The following is a 26934-nucleotide window of genomic DNA, read 5'->3' on the forward strand; positions in this document are numbered from 1 at the left end:
TTTATTTAAATCATGAAGTTATATAAAAAAAGCCATAAGCAAAAAAATCAACTAAAACATTTAATGCTGTTATCTGCTCTACCATTGTTTATTTTTAATAGCCATGCGCAGTCGCAGCAACATGGTGTAAACAAGCCTGTTGAATCAAAAACCCAGCAAACTCAGGATACTGCAGAAGCAAGCAAGATAGAATCAGATAAATCAAACCCTCCGGTTTTTCCTACGGTAACCGTTAAAGATAAGGCATCCGAAGAAGTCGTGGGAAATGTCGCCAAGCGCAGCATGACCGCAACCAAAACCGATACGCCGATTATTGAGATACCGCAATCCATTTCTGTTGTTACGCGTCGTGAAATGGACATGCGAAGCGTACAAAATTTTACTGAGGCATTACGTTATGTGCCAGGTGTTACCGTGGATCAATTCGGGTTTGAAGGGCGCGGGTTTGAATATCTATTGCTGCGGGGTTTTAGCGGCCTGAATACCGCAAATTTCCGGGATGGTTTGAGTAATTCGGCAGTCGGTTTTTTTACCCAGTTTATAACAGACCCCTATGGGTTGGAGCGAATTGATGTATTGCGTGGTCCGTCTTCAGTGTTATTTGGGCGTGGTGATGCAGGGGGTATTGTCAATCGTGTAACCAAGCGTCCGAGCGCCACCCCGATTCGGGAAATCGAATTTCAATATGGCAATTTCGATCGCAAAAGAATTTCGGCTGATTTAGGTGTTGTAAGTAAAGACGGAACAATTATGTTTCGATTGGTTACGACGGCGCTTGATACCGATACGCAGGTCAGATTCCCCAATACGGGCGGTGAACGGGCAGGGATTGAACGTTTTTATATTGCACCATCGATAACCTGGCGACCTACCGTTGATACAACCATTACATTGATGGGAGATATACTCAATAATCGCAGTGGGGCATCACCGTTCTATATTGCTGCCCCCGATGGCACTCGTACCAATGTACTGCAAAGTGATCCGAAATTCACCCGATACGCAGCTAACCAAGCGTCATTCAGCTATCAGATTGAGCATCATTTCAACGAAATCTTTACCGTGAGGCAGAATTTTCGTTATGCCCAGCAAAGGGGGCGTTTCCAGGATCTGTTTACGACCGGATTCAATTCAATTGATCAACCCACGCTGGCAGACCGTGACGCATATGCCACCAATGAGCGGCTGAATCAAATAGTACTCGATACCCACTTGCAGGCAAAGCTGAATACCGGTCCGGTTAACCATACCATGTTGTTAGGTGCTGACTGGAATCAGACCAATCTAGCGCTGAAATACTTTCAGGGATATGCCAGCGGCTTTATTCCTCCTTCCATTGACATCTTGAATCCAGTGTATTCTCAACCAATCCCCAGGCCCGATGTATTGGGAATGAATCTGAATCAGAGAATTGACCAGCTCGGTTTTTACATTCAAGATCAACTGCGTTATAAGGAAAATTGGATTCTGACCTTGAGCGGGCGTTATGACAGAATTCACTCTAAGGATAATGATCTCCTGAATGTCGCATCCATAAAAACCAAGGATAGTGCATTTACCGGTCGGGCTGGTTTGACCTATCTTTTCTCAAATGGCATTGCTCCTTATTTTAGTTACTCGCAATCCTTCTTGCCGCAACCGGGCATTAGCAGTGATGGGAAGCCTTTTGACCCTACACGCGGTTCACAGTATGAAGCGGGTATCAAGTATCAGCCGGTGAATGGAAGAAGCTTGTACACTGTGGCATTTTTTGATCTGACCAAAACAAATGTGTTGACGCGGGATCCCAATGATGAAACGGGTTTTCGTCTTATGCAGACAGGTGAGGTAAGATCACGTGGCGTTGAACTGGAAGCACGTACAGAAGTATTGCCTGGTTTGAATGCGATCGGTTCCTTTACTTATCTGGATGTGAAAAATATAAAAGATACTGATTTCAAAGGAAAGATGCCTGTACAAGTACCAACTACCATGGCATCCGGTTGGCTGGATTATTCCTTTGGAGCATTAGGCATTGACTGGTTGCGGGGGTTTGGGTTGGGAGGCGGTGTTCGTTATGTGGGTAAGGTTTTTGATGATCAGGAAAATACAAGTTCGACGCCGTCATTTACCTTATTTGACGCAACACTTCGTTACGAAAAAGGCCCCATGTTATTTACAATCAATTCCAGCAATATATTTGATAACAAATATATTGCTTCTACTTTCTTTGGCAGACACTTTCTTGGAACGGAGCGCACAGTGATAGGTACCATGACGTTCAGATTCTAGTATGTTGCGTAAGTTTATTTTTTATATCAGTCTAATTCTTATGGAGAACATTTGATGTCACTTGATGCGGATCTGGCAGCGTTTCTCGAACTTGTTGAGGCAAGGACAATAAGCGGAGAAACACCATTGATGCATATGTTGTCGCCTGAAAAGGCGCGGATAGAATACGATGCCTCCACACAGATACTGGATGTTCCCGGCCCAGCGGTTGGAAGCGTTACTACCCTTGATATTGCCTGCCGGGATGGGCAATTGATCAATGCGCGGCTTTATTCGCCGACTGAGTTTATCGGAAAACCGGGGCCTTTCCCGGTATTGCTTTATTTTCATGGTGGAGGATATTGTATTGGCGGTCTTGATTCTCATGATTCATTATGTCGGTCACTGGCAGCGCTGACGCCCTGCTGCGTGTTGAATGTAGCTTATCGGCTAGCGCCTGAATATCGATTTCCAACTGCTGTACATGATGCTCAAGACGCCTATCAATGGGTGCTGTCAAGCGGCACTGCGTACAATCTGGATGTCACCCGTCTGGCAGTAGGAGGGGATAGTGCGGGCGGGACATTGGCAACTGGCCTGGCGATCGCAGCACAGCAGGAGAAATGGCCACAGCCAGCCTATCAGGTATTGCTGTATCCTTGTACCAGCGCCTGGCAAGATACTGCATCGCATCAGCGCCTTAAGCAAGGCTATTTACTTGAAGCGGAGACACTGCAATGGATGTTTAATAACTATCTTTTCGCTGAAACCGATCGAGTGGACTGGCGTTTTGCGCCGCTGCAAGCGAATAATCTAGGTCATCTTGCGCCAGCATTCCTGGCTCTGGCTGAATACGATCCTTTGTTGGACGAAGGAATTCTGTATGCTGATAAATTGAAAGCTGCTGGTGTTTCTACCTTGGTTAAGATCTATCCTGGCATGACGCACGATTTTGCCCGCCTGGGGAACATCGTCAGTGAAGCCGATCAAGTGCGTAAAGATATCGCCCATGCACTCGCTAAGACGTTTTACCCCAATCAGAATATGAATTAGCATAGCGATCCTATGTTCTTAGGCTGTTATTGATGATTAGGTGTCATATTGGAAGTGGATGGATCCGGGTGAGTAGGATTTTTATTTGGATAGTGCTGATTATTCTGGCAGGATGTAATATGCTGCCTCAGCGGCATATTCAGGAAGTGGGTGCGGCGATACCGAATCAGTGGGGTGAAGAAGGCAAGGATTTCAGTCAACCCATACCGACGCAGTGGGTGGAGACTTTTGGCGATGCTCAACTCAGCGCCCTGGTTGACATTGCGCTGGCTAATAATTATGAACTCAAAGCGGCGGCGGCAAGGGTTGATGCAGCGATCGCGCAGGCGCGTATTGATGGATCGGGTCGCTGGCCGCAGATTTTCTTTACTGCGGACCATCAACAAGTTCAGATCCGCGAAGCGGGTTTCGGTTCATCAAGATTCAGCGTGTTCGAAGCGTTGTTTGGTATGAGCTGGGAAGTAGATGTCTGGGGGCGGATACGCGATTTTCAGCAAGCTGCGGTGCAGGAAGCGGATGCAACCAACACTGACTATTATGGCGCACGACTATCCTTGGCCGCGCGAGTGGCACAGAGCTATTTCGAGTTGGTGGAAGCAAAGCTGCAAGCAGCAGTAGTTGAGCAGTCGATCAAAGATCGCACTGTTATCGCCAAGCTGGTGCGCGGGCGCTTTCAACGTGGTTTAGTACGTGGCCTGGATTTGCGTCTGGCGCTCACCGATCTGGCAAATGCGCAAGCACAACTCAAACAGACGAGCAACAGAATTCAAATGGTGACCCGGCGCCTGGAGATTTTACTGGGACATTATCCGGCAGGAGAAGAAATGGGGTTAACCACACTGCCGCAGTTGCCTGCCACTATTCCTGCCGGATTACCTGCCGAGCTGCTGGAGCGCAGGCCGGATCTGGTCGCAGTGTTTAGCCGCCTGCAGGCTGCCGATCTTCGCACAGTCAGTTCGGAAAAATTGCGTCTGCCGCGTATTACTCTGACCGCTGCTGGCGGTACACGCAGCGCCGATCTGACGGAGCTGATCGATCCTCGAGCCGCGGCCTGGAATGTTTTTGCCGGATTGATGCAACCTTTGTTTACCGGCTGGCGTATCGAGGGCGAAATTTTTCGCAACCGCGCACGCGCGGAAGAGACGCTGAATATTTACAAAAATACCGCACTGAATGCATTCCGGGAAGTGGAGCAAGCCCTGGCAGCCGAGGAATGGTTACGGCAGCAAGAGGCGTCTTTGCGCAAGGCCGTCGAACAAACCGAATCCAGCCAGAAGCTGGCAGTTTATTCCTATCGTCATGGTTTGATTGAAATCATTACCTTGTTGGATAGTTATCGCAGTACGCTCAACGCTCAGACGGCCCACCTATCGGTTACCCGGCAATTGCTCAGCAATCGCATCAATCTTTACCTGGCACTGGGTGGAGACGTGTGATGCCGTTGATGCCATTAATCTCTCTGAATTCAATCGTTCTATCATTATGAAAGTGCGTCGGCAATTACTTATCGCACTCATCATTGCGATTGTAGGAGGTTTGGCTGTTGTCGCTATTGTCAGCTTTCCGCCGCAAACCGATCAGCAGGAAGATACGGTTAAACCGCCAACACCGGTTCAGGTTTTACAGGTAAAGCCCGAGCGATTACGCATGGATGTGCGATCTCAAGGGCGTGTCGCGGCGCAAACGGAAATAGACTTGGTCACCGGCGTGGCAGGCAATATCATCAAGATATCGCCTGCTTTTGTCAGTGGCGGCTTTTTCAAGAAAGGGGATTTGCTGGTTTCGATTGATCCGGCGGAATACGATCTGCGCGTGGCACAAGCCCAGGCCCGGGTGATGGAGGCTCAATATCAACTGACACGCGAAGAAGCGGAAGCCGAGCAGGCACGCGATGAATGGCGGCATTTGGGGCAGGGAGATCCTAATCCATTGAGTCTGAGGATTCCCCAACTCAAGGAAAAGAAAGCCAAGTTGGCAGCTGAACAGGAAGAGTTGAAGAATGCCAAATTACTGCGTCAACGTACCGACATTCGTGCGCCTTTTGATGGCCGGGTACGCAGCAAGGAAGTAGGTATGGGGCAATATCTCAGCGAAGGTGCCATTTTGGGGGTCATTTACAACAGTGATTTGGCAGAAATTCGTTTACCCTTGAGCACTCAGGAACTGGCCTTTGTCGATTTTCCGGAATTGCCCAATCGTACTCAACCCGCACGTGGAGCGCTGGTGAGACTCACTGCCAATTACCAAGGCCAGCAGCAGGCGTGGTCAGGTCATATTGTGCGCAGTGAAGGTATTGTTGACAAAGAAACCGGCATGGTGATGGTGGTTGCCCAAATTCCTGACCCATTTGGTCTGGCTGCCAAGAAACCAGAATTATCCGGCGCCCAGTCAGCCACGGCCGTTTTACCGCTGGGCTTGTATGTAGAAGCCAGCATTGAGGGGCGCTGGCTTGATAATTTAGTCATTTTGCCAGCGAGTGCACTATTTTCGAATAATCGCGTGGTAGTAATTGATGAGGAAAACCGGGTGCGCTTTCGTAATGTGGAAGTGTTAAAAAGGGAGCGCGAACAAATCATTATCAAAGCCGGTTTGCAAGCGAACGAGCGCATACTGGTCTCTGGCCTGCTTCATCCTATCGAAGGATTGGTGGTCACTCCGATAGAATCTAATTCTCCTGCGGCGAAAGATCTAATTCCATGAGTGGAGGGAAAATGGCCAAAGAATCATCTATGGGTACGCAGGTCATTGTATGAAACTGATTATTTGGTTTGCCAAAAACCCAATTGCTGCCAACTTATTGATGATACTCATTATTGCAGGTGGTGCGCTGGGATTATCGATGGTCAATCGCTATACGCTTCCTCCCGCACCACAGAATCAATTAGAAATTGACATCCTCTATCCGAATGCGGGTCCCAGCGAAGTGGAGCAGGCGCTCTGCATTCCGATCGAAGAAGCTATCTACCTGTTGGAAGGTATCAAGAATATTAACTCGTTTGCTATGCAAGGAAAATGTGAGCTTTTTGTTGAGTTTGATCCGGCAGTTGGGTCAGCGGCACGTTTCCAAACTGCTGTCCAGGCTAAAATCGATGCCATTCCGACGTTTCCAAAAACAATCGAAGGATTAAAGATCGAAGAAGTCAAGACGGGTACACAAGCAGTCAATGTATCCGTGCGTGGAGAAATTGATGTGGTAATTTTGCTGCGCCTACGCGATCAATTACGGACTCGGTTGAGCAAGCATCCTGACATTGGCATGGTTTATTATTGGCCGCAGGATCCCTATGAAATGTCGATTGAAATCACTGAATCGGATTTACGTCGCTACGCACTCAGTTTTGAAGAAGTCTCAGCCGCTATTCAAAATGCCTCAAAAAATTTGCCAGCAGGTGAATTGAAAAAAATCGATGGCAGCATTCTCCTGAGAAATAAGAATCAGGCAATGACGGTTGCTGATTTTGCGGCCATTGAATTGCGGCCTGCGTATCAAGGTACACGTTTGTTGCTGGGAGATATTGCGCAGATTCGTGAAACCATCGGCGAACGAGATGCAGCAATGAATATTGATGGCAAGCGTTTCGTAACGGTTTATGTGTTGCCTAAGAATCAAATTAAAGCGACAGTGGAAGCGGTTAATCAGGTCATCGAAGAATTTCGTCCGGAATTGCCGGAAGGTGTCGACATCTTTACCTGGGAAGATTGGTCGGTCAAATATAATGAATACATGAATATGCTGATAGAAGACGCGATATCAGGTTTCATTCTGGTTTTTCTGATATTGGTGTTTACTTTGCGATTCTATTTAGCCTTGTGGGTGAGTAGCGGTATTTTAATCTCGCTGGCCGGTGCATTCTGGATGATGCCGATGCTGGGGATTTCTTTGAATGCATATTCCATTTCTGCGCTTATTTTAATTCTGGGGGTGCTGGCGGATGATGCCATTATTGTAGGTGAGAATATTTATACCCATCAGCAGCAAGGACGAGTGGGCTTGGCGGGTGCGATCAGCGGAACGTTGGAAGTCACACCCCTGGTGGTAATGATGGTGTTATCCACGATGATTGCTTTTATCCCCGGGCTTTTTTTGCCGGGACTGAGTGGCAATCTGATGTACAACGTTTCCATGGTCATTATTGTGACGCTGGTGTTTTCCATGCTAGAAGCACTGCTGATTTTACCCTCTCATTTGGCTGTTGATTTTACCTCAACCGCAAATAAAAATGCCTGGTCCTCTGCAATTGATGCCATCCAAAAACGGATAGATGCGAAGTTGCAATGGCTTATTAACCATATCTATCAGCCAACGCTGCAAAAATTGCTGCATTTGCGCTATATCACCCTGGCCGGATTTATTGTGATGCTGATGATAACAGGAGCGCTCGTGGAGTCTGGTCGCGTGCCAAGTACGTTGGAAGCACCCGTCAATGATTATTATTTGATTGGGAAACTGGAATATCCAGCCGGCACTCCATTTGTTGAGACTGAACAGGTGGTCATGCAGCTGAAATATATCGCTGATGAGATTCGAGGAGAGCTGAACACTGAACTCGGTGTAGGTTCGCCCGATGAGAAGCTGCACGATAGCTTCCGGTATATCCTTATTATCATTGAAGAACTTGAAAGCCTGGTTTTTATTGAGACAGCCTTTGATGAACGCATTCGCGCCCGGGTGGATGAAATTAAGAAGCGCTGGCAAGAGCGTTTTGGCGAAGCACCACCTGGTTTTACCATATCTTTCCAGAGCTTCTGGCCGCAGAACCTCGGTATGCCAGCGAGCCAAGGGGCGAAGCCGATTGAATTGAAGCTGATTGCATCGGATCCTGCCCAACAAAGTGCTGCGGGAGAAGTGCTTAAAAACAAGCTGGCATCATATGCCGGCGTGCACAGTATTAGCAGTTCTATGAAGACAGGTAAACCGGAATTGCGCCTCAAACTTAAACCTGAAGCAGCATTCCATGGACTAACGATGCAAAGCTTGACAGAGCAGGTGAGCCATAGTTTTGGAGGTCTGGAGGTACAACGTTTTTTTCAAGATCGGAATGAAGTCAGGGTGATGCTGCGTTTTCCTGCCGAGCATCGCCGTTCTCTGGATGATCTATACCATATGCCGATCAGGCTTCCCGGCGGCGGCACTACTCCTTTTGCTAATGTAGCTGAAACCGAATATGCGGCGGGGTTTTCCGTGATTACCCGGCAGGGTCGTGAGCGTATTCAGTTAATCAGTGCCGAGGTTTATAAAGATGAGGCAAATGCTGAAGTTATTCTTGCCGAGTTGCGTGCTCATGTGATTCCTGAACTGGAGAAGCAATATCCCGGCCTCAGGATTGAACCTGGTCAAGCCAGACAGAAACAAGAGAAGGCCATGACTGCTTTATGGAGCTACGGTGCGCTGGCGATGCTGGCAATCTATGCGTTACTGGCTATTCCGTTACGTTCGTATACCCAGCCATTACTCATTATGTCGGCTATCCCGTTTGGTTTCATTGGCTCTGTAGTGGGACATCTGTTATGGGGCATTCCGCTCACGCTGGAATCCTATTTGGGATTGTTCGCTGTGGGAGGAATTGTGATTAATGATAGCTTGATATTGGTGGCCAAAATCAATGAAGCTGTGCAAAAAGGTACACCCATGGCTGATGCGGTGCTATCAGCCGGTAAAGCCCGTTTTCGAGCCATATTTCTGACTACCGCCACTACCTTTATTGGCTTATTACCCCTGCTATTTGAGCAGAGTTCGCATGCTGAGAAAATTCTACCGATGGCGATTACGCTTGCGTTTGGTATTTTATTTGCGACGTTGATCACTTTGCTGTTGGTGCCGATCAGTTGTGTGATATTGAAGGAAATATCCAGTCAGAAATTACTGGTTAGCGCAGGGGAGAAGCACTTTGGTTGAACCTTTCACTCATTAGAGAAAATGACATTGTATCCACTACTATTGAAACAACTCTGGCATACGCCTTTGGCGAATGCATCCGATCAAGAGATCATTTATCGTGATCAATTGCGCCTGAGTTATCGCCAGGTATATGCTCGCATTGGTCGCTTCGGCGCTGCCCTGGCAGCTGGTGGTTGCCGGCAAGGTGACGTGATCGCCGTTATGGATCACGACAGCCATCGTTATCTCGAATGCTACTTTGCCATACCGATGTACGGTGCGACTCTGATGACGGTCAACACGAAACTGACACCGGCACAGATTGCCTATACCTTGAATCACTCACACGCTTCGATGTTACTGCTGCATGCGGACTTCATCCCGGTCATAGAAAGTATCCGCACGCAGTTGCCGGGCATACGAAAGCTTATCTTGCTGACGGATGGAACATCGGCGGAGGCAGTGCTGCCGCAAACTACGCTGCAGTTTGACGATGAGTACGAATCCTGGTTGGCGGATCAAACAGATGGTTTGAATTTTGCGGATTTTGATGAGAATACCCGAGCGACGATGTTTTATACTACCGGCACCACCGGCGCGCCCAAAGGGGTTTACTACACCCATCGGCAATTGGTGCTGCACACGCTTGCAGCAGGTATGGCATTAATGGCACCGGCAGCTCGGCAGCGATTTCACAGCGAAGATGTTTACATGCCGTTGACGCCGATGTTCCATGTGCATGCCTGGGGTATTCCCTATATCGCTACATTGCTTGGAGTAAAGCAGGTCTATCCTGGGCGTTACGCGCCCGATATGTTGCTGAAATTGATCCGTGAAGAGCATGTTACTTGCTCGCATTGCGTGCCTACTTTATTGAAAATGATACTGACTGCAGCACAGACATCAGGTGTGGATCTTCGTGGATGGAAAGTGGTTGTGGGTGGGTCGGCATTACCGCAAGCACTCGCCAAACAAGCGCTAGAAATGGGAGTCGATTGTTTCGCTGGCTACGGCTTATCAGAAACTGCACCCATATTGACGCTTGCGCAATTGAATATCAGTCGTGGCATGCAAGACCCAATTACGGATGATGCGCTGGCTGACTTATGCTGTGCCGGACGTGCAATACCACTGGTGGATTTGCAAATCGTTGATGATGCGATGCAACCGCAAGCGCATGACGGACGAAGCAGTGGTGAAATCGTTGTGCGTGCGCCTTGGCTGACGCAGGGTTATCTCGATAATCCGGAGGCCAGCGCAGCACTCTGGCACGGTAATTACTTGCATACGCAGGATATCGGTGTCATTCAGCAGGATGGCTATCTGCGCATTACCGATCGTTTGAAAGATGTCATCAAAGTCGCCGGCGAATGGGTGTCATCATTGGAATTGGAGAATGCCTTGGCACTGGTTACCGGTGTCAAGGAAGTTGCCGTGATCGGCATGCCTGATAAACGCTGGGGAGAATGCCCGCTGGCGTTGCTAATCGTGGATAACAATTTGTTCAATGAATCAATTGCCTATCAGCAACTGCGTGCATTCATCGAGCAGGGATCGATTTCAAAACATGCATTGCTGACGCAATTCAAGCAGGTTGATGTCATTGCCAAAACGAGCGTAGGCAAAATCGATAAAAAAGCTTTGCGTGTTGAGCACTCTGTTGGACATTAAGCAGTTTGCGATTCCAATTTTTTTACTGTGTTTAGCTGAATTTCATCACATCATCAGACAATTAGTTTCAATTGAGGAAATCAATATGAAAATCCGACTCATACTGCACTCATTCCGGTGTGTGCTATTGACAGCTCTGTTGCTGAGTGCCTGCCAGCCCGTCCAGCCACCTGCACAGGTCCATGACGGTACGGAAATTTTGTGGGATACCTGGGGCATTCCGCATATTGTTGTCCAGAAAGACAGCGATGCCTTCTATGCTTTTGGCTGGGCGCAGATGCGAAGCCATGCAGATTTATTACTCAAACTTTATGCCGTAGCACGTGGGCGCGGTGCAGAGATTTTTGGTGAAAGTTACCTGCCCGCGGATCGGTCTGTGCGGATGCTGGGTATTCCTGGTTTGGCCGAGAAGTGGTATATGGAACAAGATGCTGCCTTCCGCGCCAATCTGGACGCATTTGCTGCCGGCATCAATGATTTCGCCCGCCAACATCCGGAGACCATTTCCGATATGGTCAAAGCTGTATTGCCGGTGACGCCGCAAGATGTCATCGCGCATACGACGCGTGTGATGACCGTTTTTATCGCCGGTACTTCTGAATGCAGTGCGGTATTGCCGGGTTTTGACTTTTTTGACCAGCCGGTTGCTTCGAATGGCTGGGCGCTAGGCCCTACTTATTCAGCCAGCGGTAATGCCATGTTACTTGCCAACCCACATCTGAGTTGGCATGGACTAGAGATGTTCTATGAGTCACACTTTCTGCTGCCGAATGTTAATCTTTATGGTACAGCACTGGTGGGTTCTCCTGTTTTACAGATTGCTTTTAACGATCACCTGGGTTGGACGCATACTGTCAATACGATGGATGGTTGTGATCTCTATCAACTGAAGCGGGCAGGCGCTACGCTGGATGATGGTTATTTGCTAGATGGGTTGGCACAACCTTTTAATGTCACTATCGAAGTTATTCAAATCCGCCAGCAGGACGGCAGCATGACAAGCGAATCTTTATTCATCCGCCGGTCCAAACAGGGACCAGTAATCGAGACAGATGACCAGATTCTGGCGGTGCGCTTTGCCTTATTGGAAACGTCATTGCTGGCCGGTATGAACCGGCAGTGGTGGGAAATGGGGCATGCGCGTAACCTGAAAGAATTTGAGGATGTGCTGCGAGGTCAGCATCTGCCCTTATTCAATGTGATTTATGCGGATGCTGACAAGCATATTATGCTTGCCTTCAATGGCATTATTCCCGTGCGGACTACGGGCGATGTAATATTCTGGCGAGCACCTGTTCCTGGAGATGATTCGAGTCTGATCTGGAGCGAGACGCATTCCTATGCGGATTTGCCCAAATCGATTGATCCTGCCAGTGGTTGGGTACAGAATGCCAATGGCGCACCCTGGTACATGACGATGCCTTTCCTCGACAAAAGCCATTACTCTCCTAACATCGCGGCTGATGTGACCAATAATCGCGAGCTGCGCGGATTACAGATGCTGAACGCCCATAAGCAGATGAGTTACGCGGAATTGATTGCTGCCAAACATTCGACACGCGCACTGGTTGCTGATCAGTTGCTCGATGAGTTAGTTGCTGCTGCGCGCGGGAGTGGCGACCAGTTGCTGCAGCAGGCTGCCGATGTGCTGGATCGCTGGGACCGTCAATATCTGGCAGCAAGCCAGGGAGCATGGCTTTTCGGTATCTGGTTCGAGAAATGGCTGGAAAGAACAATTGCCAAAGCCGCCGATGCTGATACCGATAACAATTTTACCTATGGTCAGCTTGTCGGTGGTCTTTTCTATGCTCAACCTTTTGACCCGGCCCAGCCACTGACTACGCCGCATGGCTTGGCGGATGTACCGCTGGCGCTACTGGCCCTGCATGATGCTGCCGGTAAGTTGCAGGCAACTGAAGGTGCACTCGATGTGGCGTGGGGCGATATTGCCCGCCTGCGCCGCGGCAAGATTGATTTGCCTGGTAACGGTGCCGGCACTGTACTAGGCGTTTTTCGTGAAATTGTTTATGAGCCGGATGAAGATGGCAAACTTAAGTCATTCTCTGGTGATACTTATATCGCGCTGGTTGAATTCTCGCAGCCTGTTCGTGCTCAGGTGCTCACAACCTATGGTAATGCCACTCAGAACAGCGTTTTTGAGATAGGCGACCAATTGCGTCTGGCCGCCAAGCAGCAGCTCCGTCCCGCCTGGCGTACATTGGATGAGATTGAGTCGAATGTGGCAATGCGTGAGGTCTTGGTACCTTACAGTAGTAGTTCAGATCAAATCTGAACTACTACAACACATAATCAGCCGTAAGCATTTCCAGTAAATGTCCATTCGGATCACGAAAATAAACCCCACGGCCGCCAAAATTGTGATTGATAGACATATTATCGGCTTCGCCAGGGCCGCTGCCATATTTAATATTCTCGATCTGTATTCGTTCGAATATCTCATCAAATTCCTGCTCCGAAACCTTAAATGCGTAGTGATTTGAGTCAAATTTTTCTCGATTGTCAAAATCCAGACTCAGGGTATCATTTACCCGTACGACCACGAAATGTGAAAACTCGCCGGCATATTCAAAACCAAACAGCCTGCAATAAAATTTTGCAGATTCCACATTATTAAAGCAGGGTACGATGGTGTGATTAAGTGTAATAGTCATCATTTTTCCTTCGAAGAGTATCTGGCGAAAAATTTCTTAAGCATTTAAAAAAATACTGAAGAAAAAAATGTTCATTTAAATCTTTAGAAGTAAGCCGAATCCGAGACTGAAATAATTAGACTTCCTTTTCTATTATGATCATATTAATCAATATCAAAAGCAAGCAAGGCTGAACTATTCAGAAATAGTGCGTTGTTATTTATCCGAAAAGTAAAGTATGATGGGATATACAAGCAATCCTTATCAGGTTGTGCATTAAATTTGGTCATTCTGTAGATGTTTCCTTTTATGAATAACAAACTCTCTATTGTCTTAATAGCAGCCATCATATTGCTGAACGGATGTGGATCGGTGAGAGAATATAGAATCAGGCAAGCGGTATTATCTGATGCCAGTACCACGGAAGAAATACGCAAGGCAGTCGATTACAGAGAGCTCATGGTTGGCATGACAAAAGAACAAGTCATTGCTTCTTGGGGGCTGCCCTGTAAATGGTGCTTTGGGACACGCAGAAGCCCGAGTGGAGACACGTGGGAGTATATTACTTTTGGATCAGATAATTTAGTGACGGGATCCGATTTTCTTGGTATTGGAAATGGAATTTATCTGTTCTTTGATAAGGATGGAATGCTGAAGCATTGGTCTTCTGAATAAAAGAATAAAGCACCCCGCCGCAAGCAGCGGGGTATTAACTGCGCTTTTCAATCTGCTGGTTTTCAACCAGCTTTCGCCCCAAGGAGCGGAGAATTGAACCCAGCAGAGAATTAAATCGGGTTTGATTTAAGTAAGAAATATAGGACATCCAATGACTGAGATGATAGAACTTGTTTTTTATTCAGTGATTGCACTGGTAGCGGGATTTGTTGTGGCCCAGATAATCACGAATAAATTTTTTAAATAAATACCAGCGAATATAGCCATCCTCTGATGACCATATCCCGGTGGATTCATCAACGGTTACATCATTCTGCTGCCACGACGTTGATCATCCAGCTGATGCCAAAACGATCGGTGAGCATACCGAAGCGCGGTGACCAGAATGTTTTGGCTAAGGGCATTTCTACTTGTCCACCATCGGATAATGCGGTGAAAAACTGGTCTGCCTCGACTTCCGTAGCAACTGAGATTGAAAGCGAGAAACCGCTGAAATGCTGGCCTTTCTCGCAGCCGTCTGAGGCCATCAGGATGTTGTCGCCGATACGGAAGCTTGCGTGCATCACCTTGTTTTCAAATCCCGGCGGCAGCATGCCTGGCGGCGGTGGTTCCGGGCTGTCTTTATAACGCATCAGCATGTCAATTTGTGCGCCAAGCGCGGTGCGATAAAATTCAAGCGCTTCTTTGCAGCGCCCGCCGAACATCAAGTAAGGTTGAATCAATGCTTTTGTCATGCTAATCCCTTGAATTTAGGATTAATTTGTATTTCTGGTCAAAATTTTCATTTGGCCGCCGGTTCATTCAGTACCCGTTGATATAACTGAAGGTCTTGCTCAGAAAAACAACAAAATATCACTTCCTTGAGCGGAGTCTCAGCTGCAACAAACTGGCGCACGGTTTTGACCGCTATTTCTGCAGCAGATTCAGCCGGATAACCATAAGCACCGGTACTGATACATGGAAACGCAATAGAATCTATGCCGCTGGCGACGGCAATTTCGAGGCTGCGTCGATAGCAGGAAGCAAGTTGTTCTGGCTCACTGCTTTTTCCTCCATGCCAAACAGGGCCTACTGTATGAATAATATACTTTGCTTTTAAATGGTAACCTTTTGTAATCTTGGCATCGCCAGTTTTACAACCGCCAAGTAACCTGCATTCCTGTAACAGCTCTGGACCAGCAGCCCGATGAATAGCACCATCAACGCCACCACCACCGAGCAATGATGAATTAGCAGCATTCACGATTGCTTCCGTTTCCAGCATCGTGATATCGCCACACATGGCATAAAGTCTTGTTGTCATCGTTAGGCCTTCTTGTCTTCTTTATCAGTCTTTCTCACAGGCACTGGTGATTCCAAATACTTATTTTTATAATTATTTACAGGTACCTGTCCATTTAACCAAGATGATTTTGCCATCATGCACGACACTTTGTGCCCGTCCTGAACTGGCGTTACCTGTGAACTTTCCGGTGCCTGCAATAACCTTCCAAGCGGTCCCCGCGGTACCTGGAACTGATGAGAATTCTACGCTGTAACTATCGCCATCCTTGTCTCTGCGAACGCAGTGGCCTGAAACCTTTGTATTTCCATCCGGAAATGTGAGCATAGTGGCGGCGCATTCGCCGGTTGTTGCATCGACAATTCGGTAATCGTCGCTAGTAACGACACTATAGTCGATCATCGTAGTTAAGGTGTGACCGTTGGCGACTTCTGTTGCTTCAGTAAATCGGTTCACCAGCACATCATGGCCAGAGCAATTGTCAGCGAGGGATACACTGCAAGTCATCAGAGTTCCGCCCACTACAGATGCTGCTTGTAACAATTGATAAGCTCTCATATAACCTCCATCTAATCTAGTCAAACCTACTTGCTGCTTAGCTTCTGGATCTCATATTTGGCAGTACACTCCATTGTCTGTGTTAATAACATTGCTAGTCTGGCGTTGCCAGTTTGAGTCCAATGACGCCAGCGATGATGAGCGCAATGCTGACTAAACGTGCAGCATTTGCAGGCTCATCAAATAGCACGATCCCAAGGATTACCGTGCCGACTGCGCCTACTCCCACCCAGATACTATAGGCGGTCCCGACCGGAAGTGATTTCATTGCAATGCCCAATAGCCAAAGGCTAATGATGATCGCGAGTATTGTCCCAAGCGTAGGCCACAATCGCGTAAAGCCTTCCGTGTACTTCAGTCCGATAGCCCAAACCACTTCAAATAACCCTGCGGTCACAAGAATTACCCAAGCCATATGCTTTTCCTTCCTTCCGAGTTATGGGGTCGTCCCCTATCAATATTGGAGCGATGAGGTCGTCCTCACTTCCTGTGACTGGATACTTTCTGTTACCGACATGAAATCATAAAGTCTTTAAATATTCAATAATCGCAAAAGCACCCTGTTTGTCGCCAGACCAGTTGAGGCGGTAAGTTTTGCTGCCTTCCACGATATCCTTGTCGTGGCCTTTGTTGCTCAAAGCTGGGATCGCGTTGGTCTGGAACAGGTAACCCTCATTCTGACTCTGACTGGTTGCTTGTTGCGGATTCCAGGAAAACCCAAGGTATTTCTGGTCGTAATCGAGTCGGCTTTTGATAAAGTTGGCCGGGCGTTCATCCGGTACTAACAGGTGATAAACAGTCGGCACGGTGCCATTGTGCAGATACGGTGCTTGCGCCCACACGCCGCTCAGCGGGCGGGCATTGTAGCCATGGTGTTCGTCGTTGGGCGACATCAGCAGATCTTTTTTATAGGTTAGCGGAACACCATCAAATTCAGCGCAAGGCTTGATATCTTTGCCGTAGAGCTGGATTGTCGTATCCGGCGAGCAGTTTTCATGCAGTTCTTTGCGCGCAGCATAGTTGAGCAGTGGGCCCACCACGTAAGCTCGTTTTAGGCTGGTACCCAGATTGTCGTACACTTTGCCGTTTTTGGGTTGATGGCAGTCTGCGCAATGCTCGGCAAATAGTGCTTGCCCCTGTTTTGCCAGTTCGATATCGACATCAAAAGGATAAGGGGTGGCGGGCAAGTCATTCAGCAATTCTTCAGCAAAGGCGGCTACGCGCACATCGGTTTTTTCTAAGCCTAAGGTCAGCATGGCAATCAGATTACGGTATATCGGCATGGGTACGTTGCCGTTCCATTGACCGCCACCATTAATGAGCCTTTTATGTTTTTCATCCCAACTCGCACGGCGTTTATCCTGCTCCCACACCGACATAAAATCGGTAATGCCCGGTTCCGGGGGTAGGGTGATGCTGGCAAACCATTTAACGATGGGAATGTTGTGCAGACTGATATAGCCATTGATCGCACTCAAGCCGGTGGCATCAGCCATGCCGGGAAAACCGGCCAGCATGACAGATTCAAGCCCCTGATAGTTCTTTGCGATCAACGCGCCAAAACCCTCATATTCGGCTTCGGCGCGTTGTGCGAACCGCTTGATCGTTTGTTCAGCGTTTTTCTTGAACAATGCGATTTGCGCGGCTTCGTAGTCAGCATCAAAGTTTCTGCCGGCAAATTGAAAATTGTTATAGAAGTAATTCGGGTTTTGTTGATGCGCTGCGTCCAGTGCACTCAGCAATTCTTGCGTTAATAACTTGTACTTGCTGTTACCGGTTTCACCCGCATAAGTTTTTTGCAAGGTTTGATACAGTTTGACGCGGAACTGCACAATGTTGAATGTGGTATTCACTCCGCCGTCCAAGTAATCTATCTGACCATTTTCCAGCCGCACACGTCCGATATGACAGGCACCGCAGGTAAAGGAAGCATAGTCGATGTTTCCTTGTGCCTCAGCCCGGGACAAGCCACTAAAACCAACTCCACGCGCAATCGGGTAAGTTTTCTGTCGCTCATCAATAAACAAACCCACAGTGTCGAGAAAGTTTTCTTCGCTGCCCCAGAGTTCCGGTGCCAGCTTTGGCAATAACTTGAATGCAATATAAGGAATACCATCGGCTTCACTGAAAGCAAAATTGGCAAACCAGTCGTAAGCCGTTTGATGAGACTGAATATAGTCAGTTTTCTGCTGAGATTTTTTGGTTTGCGCCTGCAACCAATTGTCCGGTACTTGGTTGACAAAAGCAGGAGGTGGGGGCGCTTTCAGCGGATAAACATTACCGGCTATGAGGGTGATGCCAAGATAGAAGCTACAGGCTACGAGGATAGTGGCAAGCAAGGGAATAATGATGGCTGAAATTCGAATCTTCATGATAAAGTGCCCGGTATCAGTTAGCGATAAGTCATAGTATGAGAAATTTCAATTGATAAGTAGATCTAACGAGAACTTTTGGCGACAATTTAACGGAATTTTCGTCGTGATGAAACTTTTATATACGCTTGTTTTTATTTTCATCGCAGGTGCGGCCACTGCGCTCCATGCAACGACAGATGTCGCTACGCCATTGGCTACACCTCTCGAAACAGCGCATTACACACGAATCAGCACATCCGCTGAGATAAGCGCTTTCATGCATGCGCTTGCCGATCGTCATCCGACACTTGCGCGCGTGGAGTTAATCGGTGATAGTGTTCAAGGGCGTCCGATTGAAGTAATACGGTTAACGGCACCGCATGCCGAGGGTGCAACACAGCGCCTCAAAGTAATGGTAATCGGTTCGCTGCATGGTGCGGCAGAACCTGCGGGAGGTGAGGCATTGTTAGTGATTGCGCGTGGGCTGCTGACAGGCGATTTGCGACCATTACTCGATCATCTTGATGTGATTCTGCTACCGAATGCGAATCCCGATGGACGGGACCTCATGCGGCGATCAAACGCTAATGGGGTCAATATTAATACCGATTTCGTACTGCTGTCGCAACCGGAAACACGCCTGTTGAAAAAAGCAGTTGACCGTTATGCACCAGACGCCCTGCTGGATTCTCATGAATCGGCCGTACTGAAGCGTGAAACGCTCGCCAAGGATGGCTATCTGACGGATTTTGATGCACAGTTTGAAATCAGTAACAACCCGGCGGTACCGGCTGCGTTGCGCGATTATGCACTCAACACGTTTCTACCCGCGCTTACTGCACGAGTGTCGGCTGATGGTTTAACGGCACATCGTTATCTTGGAGAAATCGTCAGCATCAAGCAACCGATTACGAACGGTGGCCTGACATTGCGCAATTTCCGAAATACTGCGGGCATGACCGGTGCATTGTCGATGCTGGTTGAAACCAAGCTTGATTCGCGTGAAGATACGTTCCCGACCTATCGAAATATTGCAGTACGGGTGGGGCGCCAGCTGCTATGCATTCGATCGTTTCTCAGCCTGGTGCATGAACGACGTACTGAGATTCGCGCCCAAACTGCTGCTGCTCGCGCAATGTTGCACAGTGAGCCATTGATTTTATTTGCAGGCTTTGAAGTCGACCGCGATAACCCGAAAGTATGGATTCCAATGCGCCGACTCGATACTCGGGAACTCGAGAAGCTCGAATTTCGTGATCACCGCAAACAAGTAAATGCAGATGAAGTGGCTTATCCGCCAATGCTGGTCATTACCCATCATCAAGATGTTATCCGCCCAGTGCTCGAGCGCCATCACGTGAATCACTGGCGTGTGCTGCAATCGATCACTGCGGAGGTGATCGCAATTCACGTCAAAGGGCGTAGTAATATCGTCGAGCGGGCCGAATTGCTGGCGGAGATCCGCAAATCGATTAGTGTCAAACCTGGCGATTTATTCATCGATCTGGCTCAATCCAATGGTCGCCAGGCAGCTTTATTGCTTGATCCCCGTTCGACCAGTAGTATCTTCCGTTATCCAGAATTCGCGAAGCTGGTAGTACCGGAAGAGGAATTTTTCATCTATCACACTTTCAAGACTGTTGTGGTTAGTCAGCCGTGAACAAGTTTGCTATGCTGCTTGAGCACAATAGTATCCTGTGCTATTCGAATTCAAATAAAATTGCGTGGCACTAAGACAGCTGAGAATGATTCGAAGGCTGAGTAAAACGCAAGCCCAGCTGCAATAATTCATCCCAGACGTCACCTTTCGCAACGCCTTTAATGATCCGGTCTATTATTGCGGCGGCGGATAATCCTTGCGTCAGCGATTGCAGGCTGATGCGTCTGGCTGCAGAGATGGTTGATTTTTGGCGGTCACCCCAGATTCTAGCTGTCTGTAGTAATTGTGCAGGGGAGTGCCCACTATCAAGGCCTGTGCGGATGATGATCAATTGGCGGATTTGCTCGGTCAGTGTGGCAAGAATCAGCAGTGGGGCGGTGCCTTCGCCTTGTAATCCGGTCAGGATGCGGGTGTAGCGGGTGGCGTTGGCTGAAAGCATGGCGTCTGATAATTGATAGACATCATAACGTGCGACATTCAGAACCACATCTTTTACTTGATCAAATGTCAGGTTGCCACTGGGGTAGAGCAGTGCGAGTTTTTGTATTTCCTGATGCGCGGCGAGCAAATTGCCTTCCACCTGATCAGCCAAAAATTGTAGCGTAGCGGAATCGGTTTTTTGGTTCTGCCTGGCGAGGCGATGCCCAATCCAAGTGGGTAACTGGTCGTGCTCAATAGTGTAAACTGGGATCAGGACGCTAGTATTTTCTAAGATTTTGAACCACTTAGTAGCACGCCCCTGTTTATCTATCCAGGGCAGGGTGATGAGTGTTACGGTGTCAGGCGGCAAGGCGTTGCAATAAGCTTCTATAGCTTTGCCGCCTTCCTTGCCGGGCTTGCCGGAGGGAATGCGGATATCCAGGATTTTACGATCACCAAAGAGGGATAGATTACTGCCTGAATTCAACAGGTCTGACCAGTCGAAGTGCTGATCAACGGTAAATAATTTACGCTCGGTGTAACCTTGCTGGCGTGCATGGATGCGGATTAAATCGGCGGCTTCCAGAACAAGCAATAGTTCGTTACCTAATAGCGTGTAGAACGGAGCAGTTTGTTTTTGCAGATGTTGGGGGAGTTGTTCGAGTGTTATCCGCATGCCAACGAATGACGCGATAAGAGAATTAAAAATTATTCAGACGGTGCTTTGATCGCAGACAAGCGCCACATGATCTGCTGGATGGCATCTGCCTGCATATCTTTGTACAGCAACCTCTCCTCTGCTTCTTTGGCCAGGATTTGCGCATCGAGGAAGGGAAGAATGCGCGTTAAAGAGATTTCAGTGTTCGGGACGATTTCAGCACCTTGTTTATCGACAAGGCGATACACGACACGGTAAATCAAATTAAAGTCACGCACCCGGCCGCCTCCGGACAGGGAAAGAATAGCCCGTTCACTGACGGCACTGGTGATTTCCAGCATTGCTTCGGCATTTTCCGGATTAGCAACCACCTTGGTGGTGGAGGAAGTACCTACCGCACGTTCCAGATCCATGCCGATAGTATGTCCCTCAGGTGCGGAGATATACAGCGATTTAAATGGCAATGAGGAAATCTGCCCGCGCAGTTTAAAGCCACAGGCTGACAGCAGCACCAAGATCAGCAGGATGAGGATTCTGTGTTTATTCAGTTTCATGATCGAATGGAAACAAATAGTTTATATGACAATGTTAACTAACCTGCCGGGCACAACAATGATTTTTTTGATCACTTGCCCTTCAACAAATTTCTGCACATGCTCATTCGCTAGAGCGGCGCTTTCAATGCCATCTTTCCCGGCATCTTTAGCGATATCGATTTGTCCGCGCAATTTACCATTGACTTGCACGATCAGTTTAATTTGATCCTGCACCATGGCAGCGTTGTCTGCCTGTGGCCAGGGCTGGTCAAAAAGTTCAGTACCCGGCTTGAGTTCGCGCCACAGTGCATGGCAAATATGTGGAACGATCGGCGAGAGCAATAATACGATATTTTCCAGTGCTTCCTGCATCAGGTTGTGGCTTACAGGATCGGTATCTTGAATTTTTGCCAAGCTATTCATGAGCTCCATCACCGCGGCGATGGCGGTATTAAAAGTATGGCGCCGCTCCAGGTCATCGCTGACTTTAGCGATGGTCTGGTGCAACTGGCAACGTAGGGATTTGAGTTCCGGTGCCAATGACTGATGCAATGCGGGATCGATCTGGATAGCACCGTGCTGGAGATGAGTGTAAGCCTGTCTCCATAAACGTTTCAGAAAACGGTACGCGCCATCGACGCCGGCATCAGCCCATTCCAAGGTTTGCGTCGGCGGGCTGGCAAACATCATGAACAGGCGTGCGGTATCGGCACCGTACTCTTCCACCAGCTTTTGCGGATCAACGCCGTTATTTTTGGATTTCGACATAGTACCGATGCCACCCGATTCAACCGGCTGATTGTCGGCTTGCAGGATGGCGCCGCAGCGTTTGCCCTGTTCGTCATATTGAATGCTGACTTCCGATGGATTGTAATAAGTGATGCGCCCACTGCCGGATTTGCGGTAAAAAATTTCATTCAGCACCATGCCTTGCGTGAGCAGGTTAGTAAACGGTTCGTCCAGAGCCAGCAAACCAAGATCACGCATTACCTTGCTCCAGAAGCGTGAATACAGTAGGTGCAAAATGGCGTGCTCAATGCCGCCGATGTATTGATCAGCCGGAAGCCAGTAATTGACGCGCTCATCGGTCATCGCCTGATGCTGGTCCGGACAAGCATAGCGGGCGTAATACCAGGATGAATCGACGAAGGTATCCATAGTATCGGTTTCCCGGCGCGCGGCCTTGCCGCATTTCGGGCAGGTGCATTCATAAAAGGATGGCGTTTTGGTCAGCGGATTGCCTGAGCCATCAGGCACGAGGTCCTGTGGTAATACAACTGGCAGTTGATCATCTGGCACCGGTACCACGCCGCAATTAGCGCAATGAATCAGCGGGATCGGACAACCCCAGTAGCGTTGGCGTGAAATGCCCCAATCACGCAGGCGGTATTGCACGCGCTTGCTGCCCAGGCTTTTTTGTTGCAGTGCTGCGGCGATGGCGTCCACCGCAGATTGGAACTCCAGTCCGGAAAACTCATCGGAATCAAACGTTATGCCATGTTCCGTATAAGCCTGTGTCAACGGTAACTTCGGTTCAGCATCTAGGGGTTTGATGACCGCTTTGATCGGGAGTGAATATTTCTGGGCAAACTCGAAATCACGTTCGTCATGCGCAGGAACCGCCATGACAGCACCTTCGCCGTAGCCTATCAACACATAATTAGCGACCCATACTGGTAGTTTCTGGCCATTCAGTGGATGGATGACGAATAAACCCGTATCCATACCTTTTTTCTCCTGCGTCGCCAAATCGGCTTCCTTGGCTGAGCCGAGTTTGCATTCCTGGATAAAAGCATGCAGTGAGGAATTGTTTTGGGCAGCATGCAAGGTGACGGGATGTTCGGCAGCGACAGCCACATACGTGGCGCCCATCAGCGTATCCGCGCGGGTGGTAAAGACTTTCAGATCTTGCGGGGTGCCGGATTCAGTGTCCGCGGGAAATGTGATATCAACGCCATAGCTTTTGCCGATCCAGTTGGCTTGCATAGTTTTAACTCGCTCCGGCCAGCCGCTCAGTGTGTCCAGATCAGCCAGTAATTCATCCGCATAATGGGTGATTTTCAGGTAGTACATCGGGATTTCACGTTTTTCCACCGGCGCTCCAGTGCGCCAGCCGCAACCGTCGATCACCTGCTCATTCGCTAGCACTGTTTGATCAATCGGATCCCAATTGACCGTGCCAGTGGTTTGATACGCTAGCCCCTTTTCCAGCATGCGCAGAAACAGCCACTGATTCCAATGGTAATAACTCGGGTCGCAGGTAGCGATCTCGCGCATCCAGTCGATGCTCAGCCCCAGGCTTTTCAATTGCTTGCGCATGTACGCGATGTTGTCATACGTCCATTTGGCCGGGGAAACATTGTTTTGCATGGCAGCATTCTCGGCCGGCAGGCCAAACGCATCCCAGCCCATCGGTTGTAGGACGTTATATCCCCGCATGCGATGATAACGCGACAATACATCGCCGATGGTGTAATTGCGCACATGCCCCATGTGCAGCTTACCAGACGGATAGGGAAACATCGACAAACAGTAGTATTTGGGTTTTTTCGGAGTTTCGATGGCTTTGAATGCGGCTGTTTGTTCCCAATATTGCTGTGCGTTTTTTTCGATTTCCTGGGGGTGATATTTTTCTTGCATGGAGTTTGGCTTTTTATTATAAAAAAGCGCTAATTATACCGTGAAGTATTTGGAGGGATTGTGCCTATTATCTGGCAGAGATCAGCTGGTATTACCTGAGGTAATCACTTTTTTTCTACAAAAGTTTCTTTCGCGTACTTTATTTTTACGCAATACACTCCTTTCAGTAAGAACTAGGTTCTACTGTAAATTTACCTCGACACTTGAGGTTTTACTGCAATTACATGATCGCTTGTGGCATTATTCCTACAGCGATACCGTAATCTTGACTAGGCCTATTAATCCAGGCGAAAGCCGATCTTTATGATGACTTGATAATGCGCAACCTTGGCATCAACAATATTTCCACGGATTTCCACAACTTCAAACCAATCCAGGTTGTGAAGGGTTGCGCTGGCTTTTGCAATTGCCTGTTGAATGGCATCATCGCTACTTTTAGTTGATGAACCAACAATTTCAATAACTTTATAGATGTGATCGCTCATTTTTGACTTCTCCTTACTTTATATTGTTGAAAGAAACGTTATATCATACTTTGAACCATCAGCAGTACCAGAACCTTATGTGATAATGACATAAGAAGTTATTGTTTTTATATCATACTGATGATGAAACACGACCTCGATAATCTACTTTAAGGAACTGCTATGATACTCAGAATAATTTCGCTTTTGTTGGTGATGATTTTTCTAGCAACCTGTTCGACTACGCCAACGGGTAGAAGCCAGTTAGCTTTTATGCCTGATAACGAACTCGATAGCATGGGGCTGCAAGCTTTTGAGAATTTGAAAGAAGAGAAAGCAACCAGTCAGAATGTGCAAGAAAACGAGTTTGTACGTTGTATTGCAACAGCTATTACACGTGAAGTGGGTGGTAATTGGGAAGTAGTTGTTTTTGAGGACAAGTCACTGAATGCTTTTGCCTTGCCGGGCAGCAAAATTGGTGTACATACCGGATTGGTTGATCTGGTGGATAATCAGCATCAATTGGCATCGGTGATTGGCCATGAAGTCGGCCATGTGCTGGCCAGGCATAGTAATGAGCGAATGTCTCAGAAACTGGGGGCGCAAATGGGTATTTCACTGATTGCGGCGGTGGCTGCACCACAAACACCCTTAGGACAAACAGCTCTGGGCCTGCTCGGTGTCGGTACGCAATACGGATTAATCATGCCGTTTAGCCGCTTGCATGAAAGTGAAGCCGATGTGATTGGCCTTGAATTAATGGCAAAGGCGGGATTTAACCCTTCCGAAAGCGTCACCTTATGGCAGAAAATGGCGCAGGCTAGTCAAGGTGGACAGCCTCCGGAATTTTTATCAACGCATCCATCCCATGAAACACGTATTGAGGACTTACGTGCACACATGCCAAAAGCCATGCAGATGATGCGGCAGGCTCATGCGGCAGGCAAGAATCCAAGTTGTGTAAAATAATAGATTATTCCCTGGGTTTCGGTTCATCTGCCGGAAAATCCAGTTCTACTTTGGCACCGTCTGGGTCATGACAGAATAATTGCCAGTTTTCCAGACCCTTCAGGCGGTGTAGTTTATAGGGAATGCGCCTTTGCTTTAAGGTATCAATTACACCTTGCAAATTGGATGCAGTAAAAGCCATGTGATCAATTACTCCAGCTGCACTGATAGGCATGGATCTGCCCGCCATGATATGCAGAATTGCCTGATTCCCGGCATAAAGCCATGCGCCTGGGAAAGCAAAAGGCGGTCGATAGCCTTCCTTCAGCCCAAGAATGTCGATATAAAATTCCTTGCTTTTTTCCAGATTGCTACTTAATACAGTGAAATGATTCATCCCTTGAATGGTCATTTTGCTTATCTCGTATAAAAAAGACTTTATAACACGAATTTTCAGGTTATCTTGTACATAAATTTTTTTCATTTAATCAATCTATTATAATTATATCCATTATTCTAATACGGATATAGTGCATTTTTTACCATTTATTCAACCCTTTTCTCTTCATGGATTCTGTCTAGAATTACGCCATCCATTCAAGAACCATCTCGACCATAAATTTCAAAGGCATTTCATTAAGTCAGCTTATTACTTTTGTCAATTTGGAAAAGAGAAGATAGCGGATAAGGCGCTAGTTGGTTTGAATTTTGTATAAAAGTACAGGAGTCTCAATGATGTTACAGGAACAGACAGCAAGCAAAGCCGCTGAGCCACCTGGTGCGGTGACCAGCCGTAGGGCCAATGAGTTTCTGACCTTCCGCCTGGGAGTTGAAGAATATGGAATCGAGATACTCAAGGTACAAGAGATACGCGGTTATGATTCCATTACCCAGATTGCGAATGCTCCGGAGTATATCAAAGGAGTGGTGAATCTGCGAGGTATCATTGTGCCGATTATTGATATGCGGATCAAATTCAGGCTGAGTAATGCGGATTATGATCAATTTACGGTAGTGATTATTTTAAATGTAGCCGGACGGGTGATGGGTATCGTGGTGGATGGGGTATCGGATGTCATCAGTCTGGAAGCCGACCAGATCCGTCCCACGCCGGGATTTGGCTCAGTGATTGATACTGAATACATCGTGGGATTGGGAACAGTCGATGAGCGGATGCTGATATTGATGGATATTGAGAAACTGATGGGTAGTGGCGATATGGGTTTGATTGATCAG

22 protein-coding genes are annotated in these 26934 nt (G+C 48.0%); 11 read left to right on the plus strand and 11 right to left on the minus strand.

The window, feature by feature from the left end:
* The first annotated feature begins 12 nt into the window (after positions 1-12).
* The 7 genes from BM021_RS02495 to BM021_RS02525 all read left to right on the plus strand — a co-directional run bounded on the left by BM021_RS02495 (position 13) and on the right by BM021_RS02525 (position 13145).
* Positions 13-2271: a TonB-dependent siderophore receptor gene (locus tag BM021_RS02495; RefSeq protein WP_090718508.1), complete on the plus strand. Its 2259-nt coding sequence runs from the start codon at positions 13-15 to the stop codon at positions 2269-2271.
* Positions 2272-2325: 54 nt separating this feature from the next.
* On the plus strand, positions 2326-3303 hold the full coding sequence (locus BM021_RS02500) for an alpha/beta hydrolase (protein WP_090718510.1): 978 nt from the start codon (positions 2326-2328) through the stop codon (positions 3301-3303).
* Positions 3304-3371: 68 nt separating this feature from the next.
* Positions 3372-4739, plus strand: a complete 1368-nt coding sequence (locus tag BM021_RS02505) for an efflux transporter outer membrane subunit (protein WP_218147800.1) — start codon at positions 3372-3374, stop codon at positions 4737-4739.
* Entirely contained in the window at positions 4726-6003 is a 1278-nt protein-coding gene (locus BM021_RS02510) for an efflux RND transporter periplasmic adaptor subunit (RefSeq protein WP_090718516.1), read from the plus strand. Before BM021_RS02505 ends, BM021_RS02510 begins: the two co-directional genes overlap by 14 nt.
* A 49-nt stretch (positions 6004-6052) precedes the next feature.
* Entirely contained in the window at positions 6053-9199 is a 3147-nt protein-coding gene (locus BM021_RS02515) for an efflux RND transporter permease subunit (RefSeq protein ID WP_090718519.1), read from the plus strand.
* Positions 9200-9220: 21 nt separating this feature from the next.
* Positions 9221-10852 (plus strand): fatty acid--CoA ligase, encoded by a 1632-nt coding sequence (locus tag BM021_RS02520; protein WP_090718522.1) that lies wholly within the window; start codon positions 9221-9223, stop codon positions 10850-10852.
* 85 nt (positions 10853-10937) lie between these two features.
* Positions 10938-13145, plus strand: coding sequence for a penicillin acylase family protein (locus BM021_RS02525; RefSeq protein ID WP_143074278.1), 2208 nt, complete (start codon positions 10938-10940; stop codon positions 13143-13145).
* Positions 13146-13149: 4 nt separating this feature from the next.
* Here BM021_RS02525 and BM021_RS02530 read toward each other — a convergent pair whose 3' ends face one another.
* Positions 13150-13527, minus strand: a complete 378-nt coding sequence (locus BM021_RS02530; RefSeq protein ID WP_256207736.1) for a VOC family protein — start codon at positions 13525-13527, stop codon at positions 13150-13152.
* 285 nt (positions 13528-13812) lie between these two features.
* Here BM021_RS02530 and BM021_RS02540 point away from each other — a divergent pair, with 285 nt between their 5' ends.
* Positions 13813-14178: an outer membrane protein assembly factor BamE gene (locus BM021_RS02540; RefSeq protein ID WP_143074279.1), complete on the plus strand. Its 366-nt coding sequence runs from the start codon at positions 13813-13815 to the stop codon at positions 14176-14178.
* Positions 14179-14486: 308 nt separating this feature from the next.
* Here the strand turns inward: BM021_RS02540 and BM021_RS02545 are convergent, their stop codons facing one another.
* The 5 genes from BM021_RS02545 to BM021_RS02565 all read right to left on the minus strand — a co-directional run bounded on the left by BM021_RS02545 (position 14487) and on the right by BM021_RS02565 (position 18390).
* Entirely contained in the window at positions 14487-14912 is a 426-nt protein-coding gene (locus BM021_RS02545) for a VOC family protein (protein ID WP_090718536.1), read from the minus strand.
* A gap of 47 nt (positions 14913-14959) precedes the next feature.
* Positions 14960-15481, minus strand: coding sequence for an O-acetyl-ADP-ribose deacetylase (locus tag BM021_RS02550; RefSeq protein WP_090718539.1), 522 nt, complete (start codon positions 15479-15481; stop codon positions 14960-14962).
* Positions 15482-15553: 72 nt separating this feature from the next.
* Complete coding sequence (locus BM021_RS02555) at positions 15554-16018, minus strand: hypothetical protein (RefSeq protein WP_090718542.1); 465 nt, start codon at positions 16016-16018, stop codon at positions 15554-15556.
* A 94-nt stretch (positions 16019-16112) separates the two neighbouring features.
* Positions 16113-16433 (minus strand): quaternary ammonium compound efflux SMR transporter SugE, encoded by a 321-nt coding sequence (gene sugE / locus BM021_RS02560; RefSeq protein WP_090718544.1) that lies wholly within the window; start codon positions 16431-16433, stop codon positions 16113-16115.
* Positions 16434-16539: 106 nt separating this feature from the next.
* On the minus strand, positions 16540-18390 hold the full coding sequence (locus tag BM021_RS02565) for a c-type cytochrome (protein WP_090718547.1): 1851 nt from the start codon (positions 18388-18390) through the stop codon (positions 16540-16542).
* Positions 18391-18499: 109 nt separating this feature from the next.
* Here BM021_RS02565 and BM021_RS02570 point away from each other — a divergent pair, with 109 nt between their 5' ends.
* Complete coding sequence (locus BM021_RS02570) at positions 18500-20032, plus strand: M14 family metallopeptidase (RefSeq protein ID WP_090718549.1); 1533 nt, start codon at positions 18500-18502, stop codon at positions 20030-20032.
* Between the two features lie 70 nt (positions 20033-20102).
* Here the strand turns inward: BM021_RS02570 and holA are convergent, their stop codons facing one another.
* From holA to BM021_RS02590, 4 genes are all read right to left on the minus strand, one after another.
* Positions 20103-21128 (minus strand): DNA polymerase III subunit delta, encoded by a 1026-nt coding sequence (holA, locus tag BM021_RS02575; RefSeq protein WP_090718552.1) that lies wholly within the window; start codon positions 21126-21128, stop codon positions 20103-20105.
* Between the two features lie 32 nt (positions 21129-21160).
* A complete protein-coding gene (gene lptE, locus BM021_RS02580; RefSeq protein ID WP_256207737.1) occupies positions 21161-21574 on the minus strand; it encodes an LPS-assembly lipoprotein LptE in 414 nt (137 codons plus the stop codon).
* Between the two features lie 111 nt (positions 21575-21685).
* Positions 21686-24286, minus strand: a complete 2601-nt coding sequence (gene leuS, locus BM021_RS02585) for a leucine--tRNA ligase (protein WP_090718557.1) — start codon at positions 24284-24286, stop codon at positions 21686-21688.
* A 278-nt stretch (positions 24287-24564) separates the two neighbouring features.
* Positions 24565-24771: a dodecin gene (locus BM021_RS02590; protein ID WP_090718560.1), complete on the minus strand. Its 207-nt coding sequence runs from the start codon at positions 24769-24771 to the stop codon at positions 24565-24567.
* Between the two features lie 162 nt (positions 24772-24933).
* Between BM021_RS02590 and BM021_RS02595 the strand changes: the two genes are divergently transcribed.
* Positions 24934-25719, plus strand: coding sequence for a M48 family metallopeptidase (locus tag BM021_RS02595; protein WP_090718563.1), 786 nt, complete (start codon positions 24934-24936; stop codon positions 25717-25719).
* Positions 25720-25723: 4 nt separating this feature from the next.
* On the opposite strand, the gene BM021_RS02600 is transcribed toward BM021_RS02595, so the two are convergent.
* Positions 25724-26110, minus strand: a complete 387-nt coding sequence (locus BM021_RS02600; protein ID WP_090718640.1) for a VOC family protein — start codon at positions 26108-26110, stop codon at positions 25724-25726.
* Between the two features lie 320 nt (positions 26111-26430).
* Between BM021_RS02600 and BM021_RS02605 the strand changes: the two genes are divergently transcribed.
* Positions 26431-26934: chemotaxis protein CheW (locus BM021_RS02605; RefSeq protein WP_090718565.1), on the plus strand; the 504-nt coding region annotated here is incomplete at its 3' end.

The organism is Nitrosomonas sp. Nm166 (genome assembly GCF_900112825.1).
GTDB lineage: Bacteria > Pseudomonadota > Gammaproteobacteria > Burkholderiales > Nitrosomonadaceae > Nitrosomonas.

What these genes read in the sequence shown, in the direction of transcription:
- BM021_RS02495 (WP_090718508.1), top strand. Translation starts at nt 13, where the DNA reads ATGAAGTTATATAAAAAAAGCCATAAGCAAAAAAATCAACTAAAACAT.
- BM021_RS02500 (WP_090718510.1), top strand. Translation starts at nt 2,326, where the DNA reads ATGTCACTTGATGCGGATCTGGCAGCGTTTCTCGAACTTGTTGAGGCA.
- BM021_RS02515 (WP_090718519.1), top strand. Translation starts at nt 6,053, where the DNA reads ATGAAACTGATTATTTGGTTTGCCAAAAACCCAATTGCTGCCAACTTA.
- BM021_RS02520 (WP_090718522.1), top strand. Translation starts at nt 9,221, where the DNA reads ATGACATTGTATCCACTACTATTGAAACAACTCTGGCATACGCCTTTG.
- BM021_RS02525 (WP_143074278.1), top strand. Translation starts at nt 10,938, where the DNA reads ATGAAAATCCGACTCATACTGCACTCATTCCGGTGTGTGCTATTGACA.
- BM021_RS02530 (WP_256207736.1), bottom strand. Translation starts at nt 13,527, where the DNA reads ATGATGACTATTACACTTAATCACACCATCGTACCCTGCTTTAATAAT.
- BM021_RS02540 (WP_143074279.1), top strand. Translation starts at nt 13,813, where the DNA reads ATGAATAACAAACTCTCTATTGTCTTAATAGCAGCCATCATATTGCTG.
- BM021_RS02545 (WP_090718536.1), bottom strand. Translation starts at nt 14,912, where the DNA reads ATGACAAAAGCATTGATTCAACCTTACTTGATGTTCGGCGGGCGCTGC.
- BM021_RS02550 (WP_090718539.1), bottom strand. Translation starts at nt 15,481, where the DNA reads ATGACAACAAGACTTTATGCCATGTGTGGCGATATCACGATGCTGGAA.
- BM021_RS02555 (WP_090718542.1), bottom strand. Translation starts at nt 16,018, where the DNA reads ATGAGAGCTTATCAATTGTTACAAGCAGCATCTGTAGTGGGCGGAACT.
- sugE (WP_090718544.1), bottom strand. Translation starts at nt 16,433, where the DNA reads ATGGCTTGGGTAATTCTTGTGACCGCAGGGTTATTTGAAGTGGTTTGG.
- BM021_RS02565 (WP_090718547.1), bottom strand. Translation starts at nt 18,390, where the DNA reads ATGAAGATTCGAATTTCAGCCATCATTATTCCCTTGCTTGCCACTATC.
- BM021_RS02570 (WP_090718549.1), top strand. Translation starts at nt 18,500, where the DNA reads ATGAAACTTTTATATACGCTTGTTTTTATTTTCATCGCAGGTGCGGCC.
- holA (WP_090718552.1), bottom strand. Translation starts at nt 21,128, where the DNA reads ATGCGGATAACACTCGAACAACTCCCCCAACATCTGCAAAAACAAACT.
- leuS (WP_090718557.1), bottom strand. Translation starts at nt 24,286, where the DNA reads ATGCAAGAAAAATATCACCCCCAGGAAATCGAAAAAAACGCACAGCAA.
- BM021_RS02590 (WP_090718560.1), bottom strand. Translation starts at nt 24,771, where the DNA reads ATGAGCGATCACATCTATAAAGTTATTGAAATTGTTGGTTCATCAACT.
- BM021_RS02595 (WP_090718563.1), top strand. Translation starts at nt 24,934, where the DNA reads ATGATACTCAGAATAATTTCGCTTTTGTTGGTGATGATTTTTCTAGCA.
- BM021_RS02600 (WP_090718640.1), bottom strand. Translation starts at nt 26,110, where the DNA reads ATGACCATTCAAGGGATGAATCATTTCACTGTATTAAGTAGCAATCTG.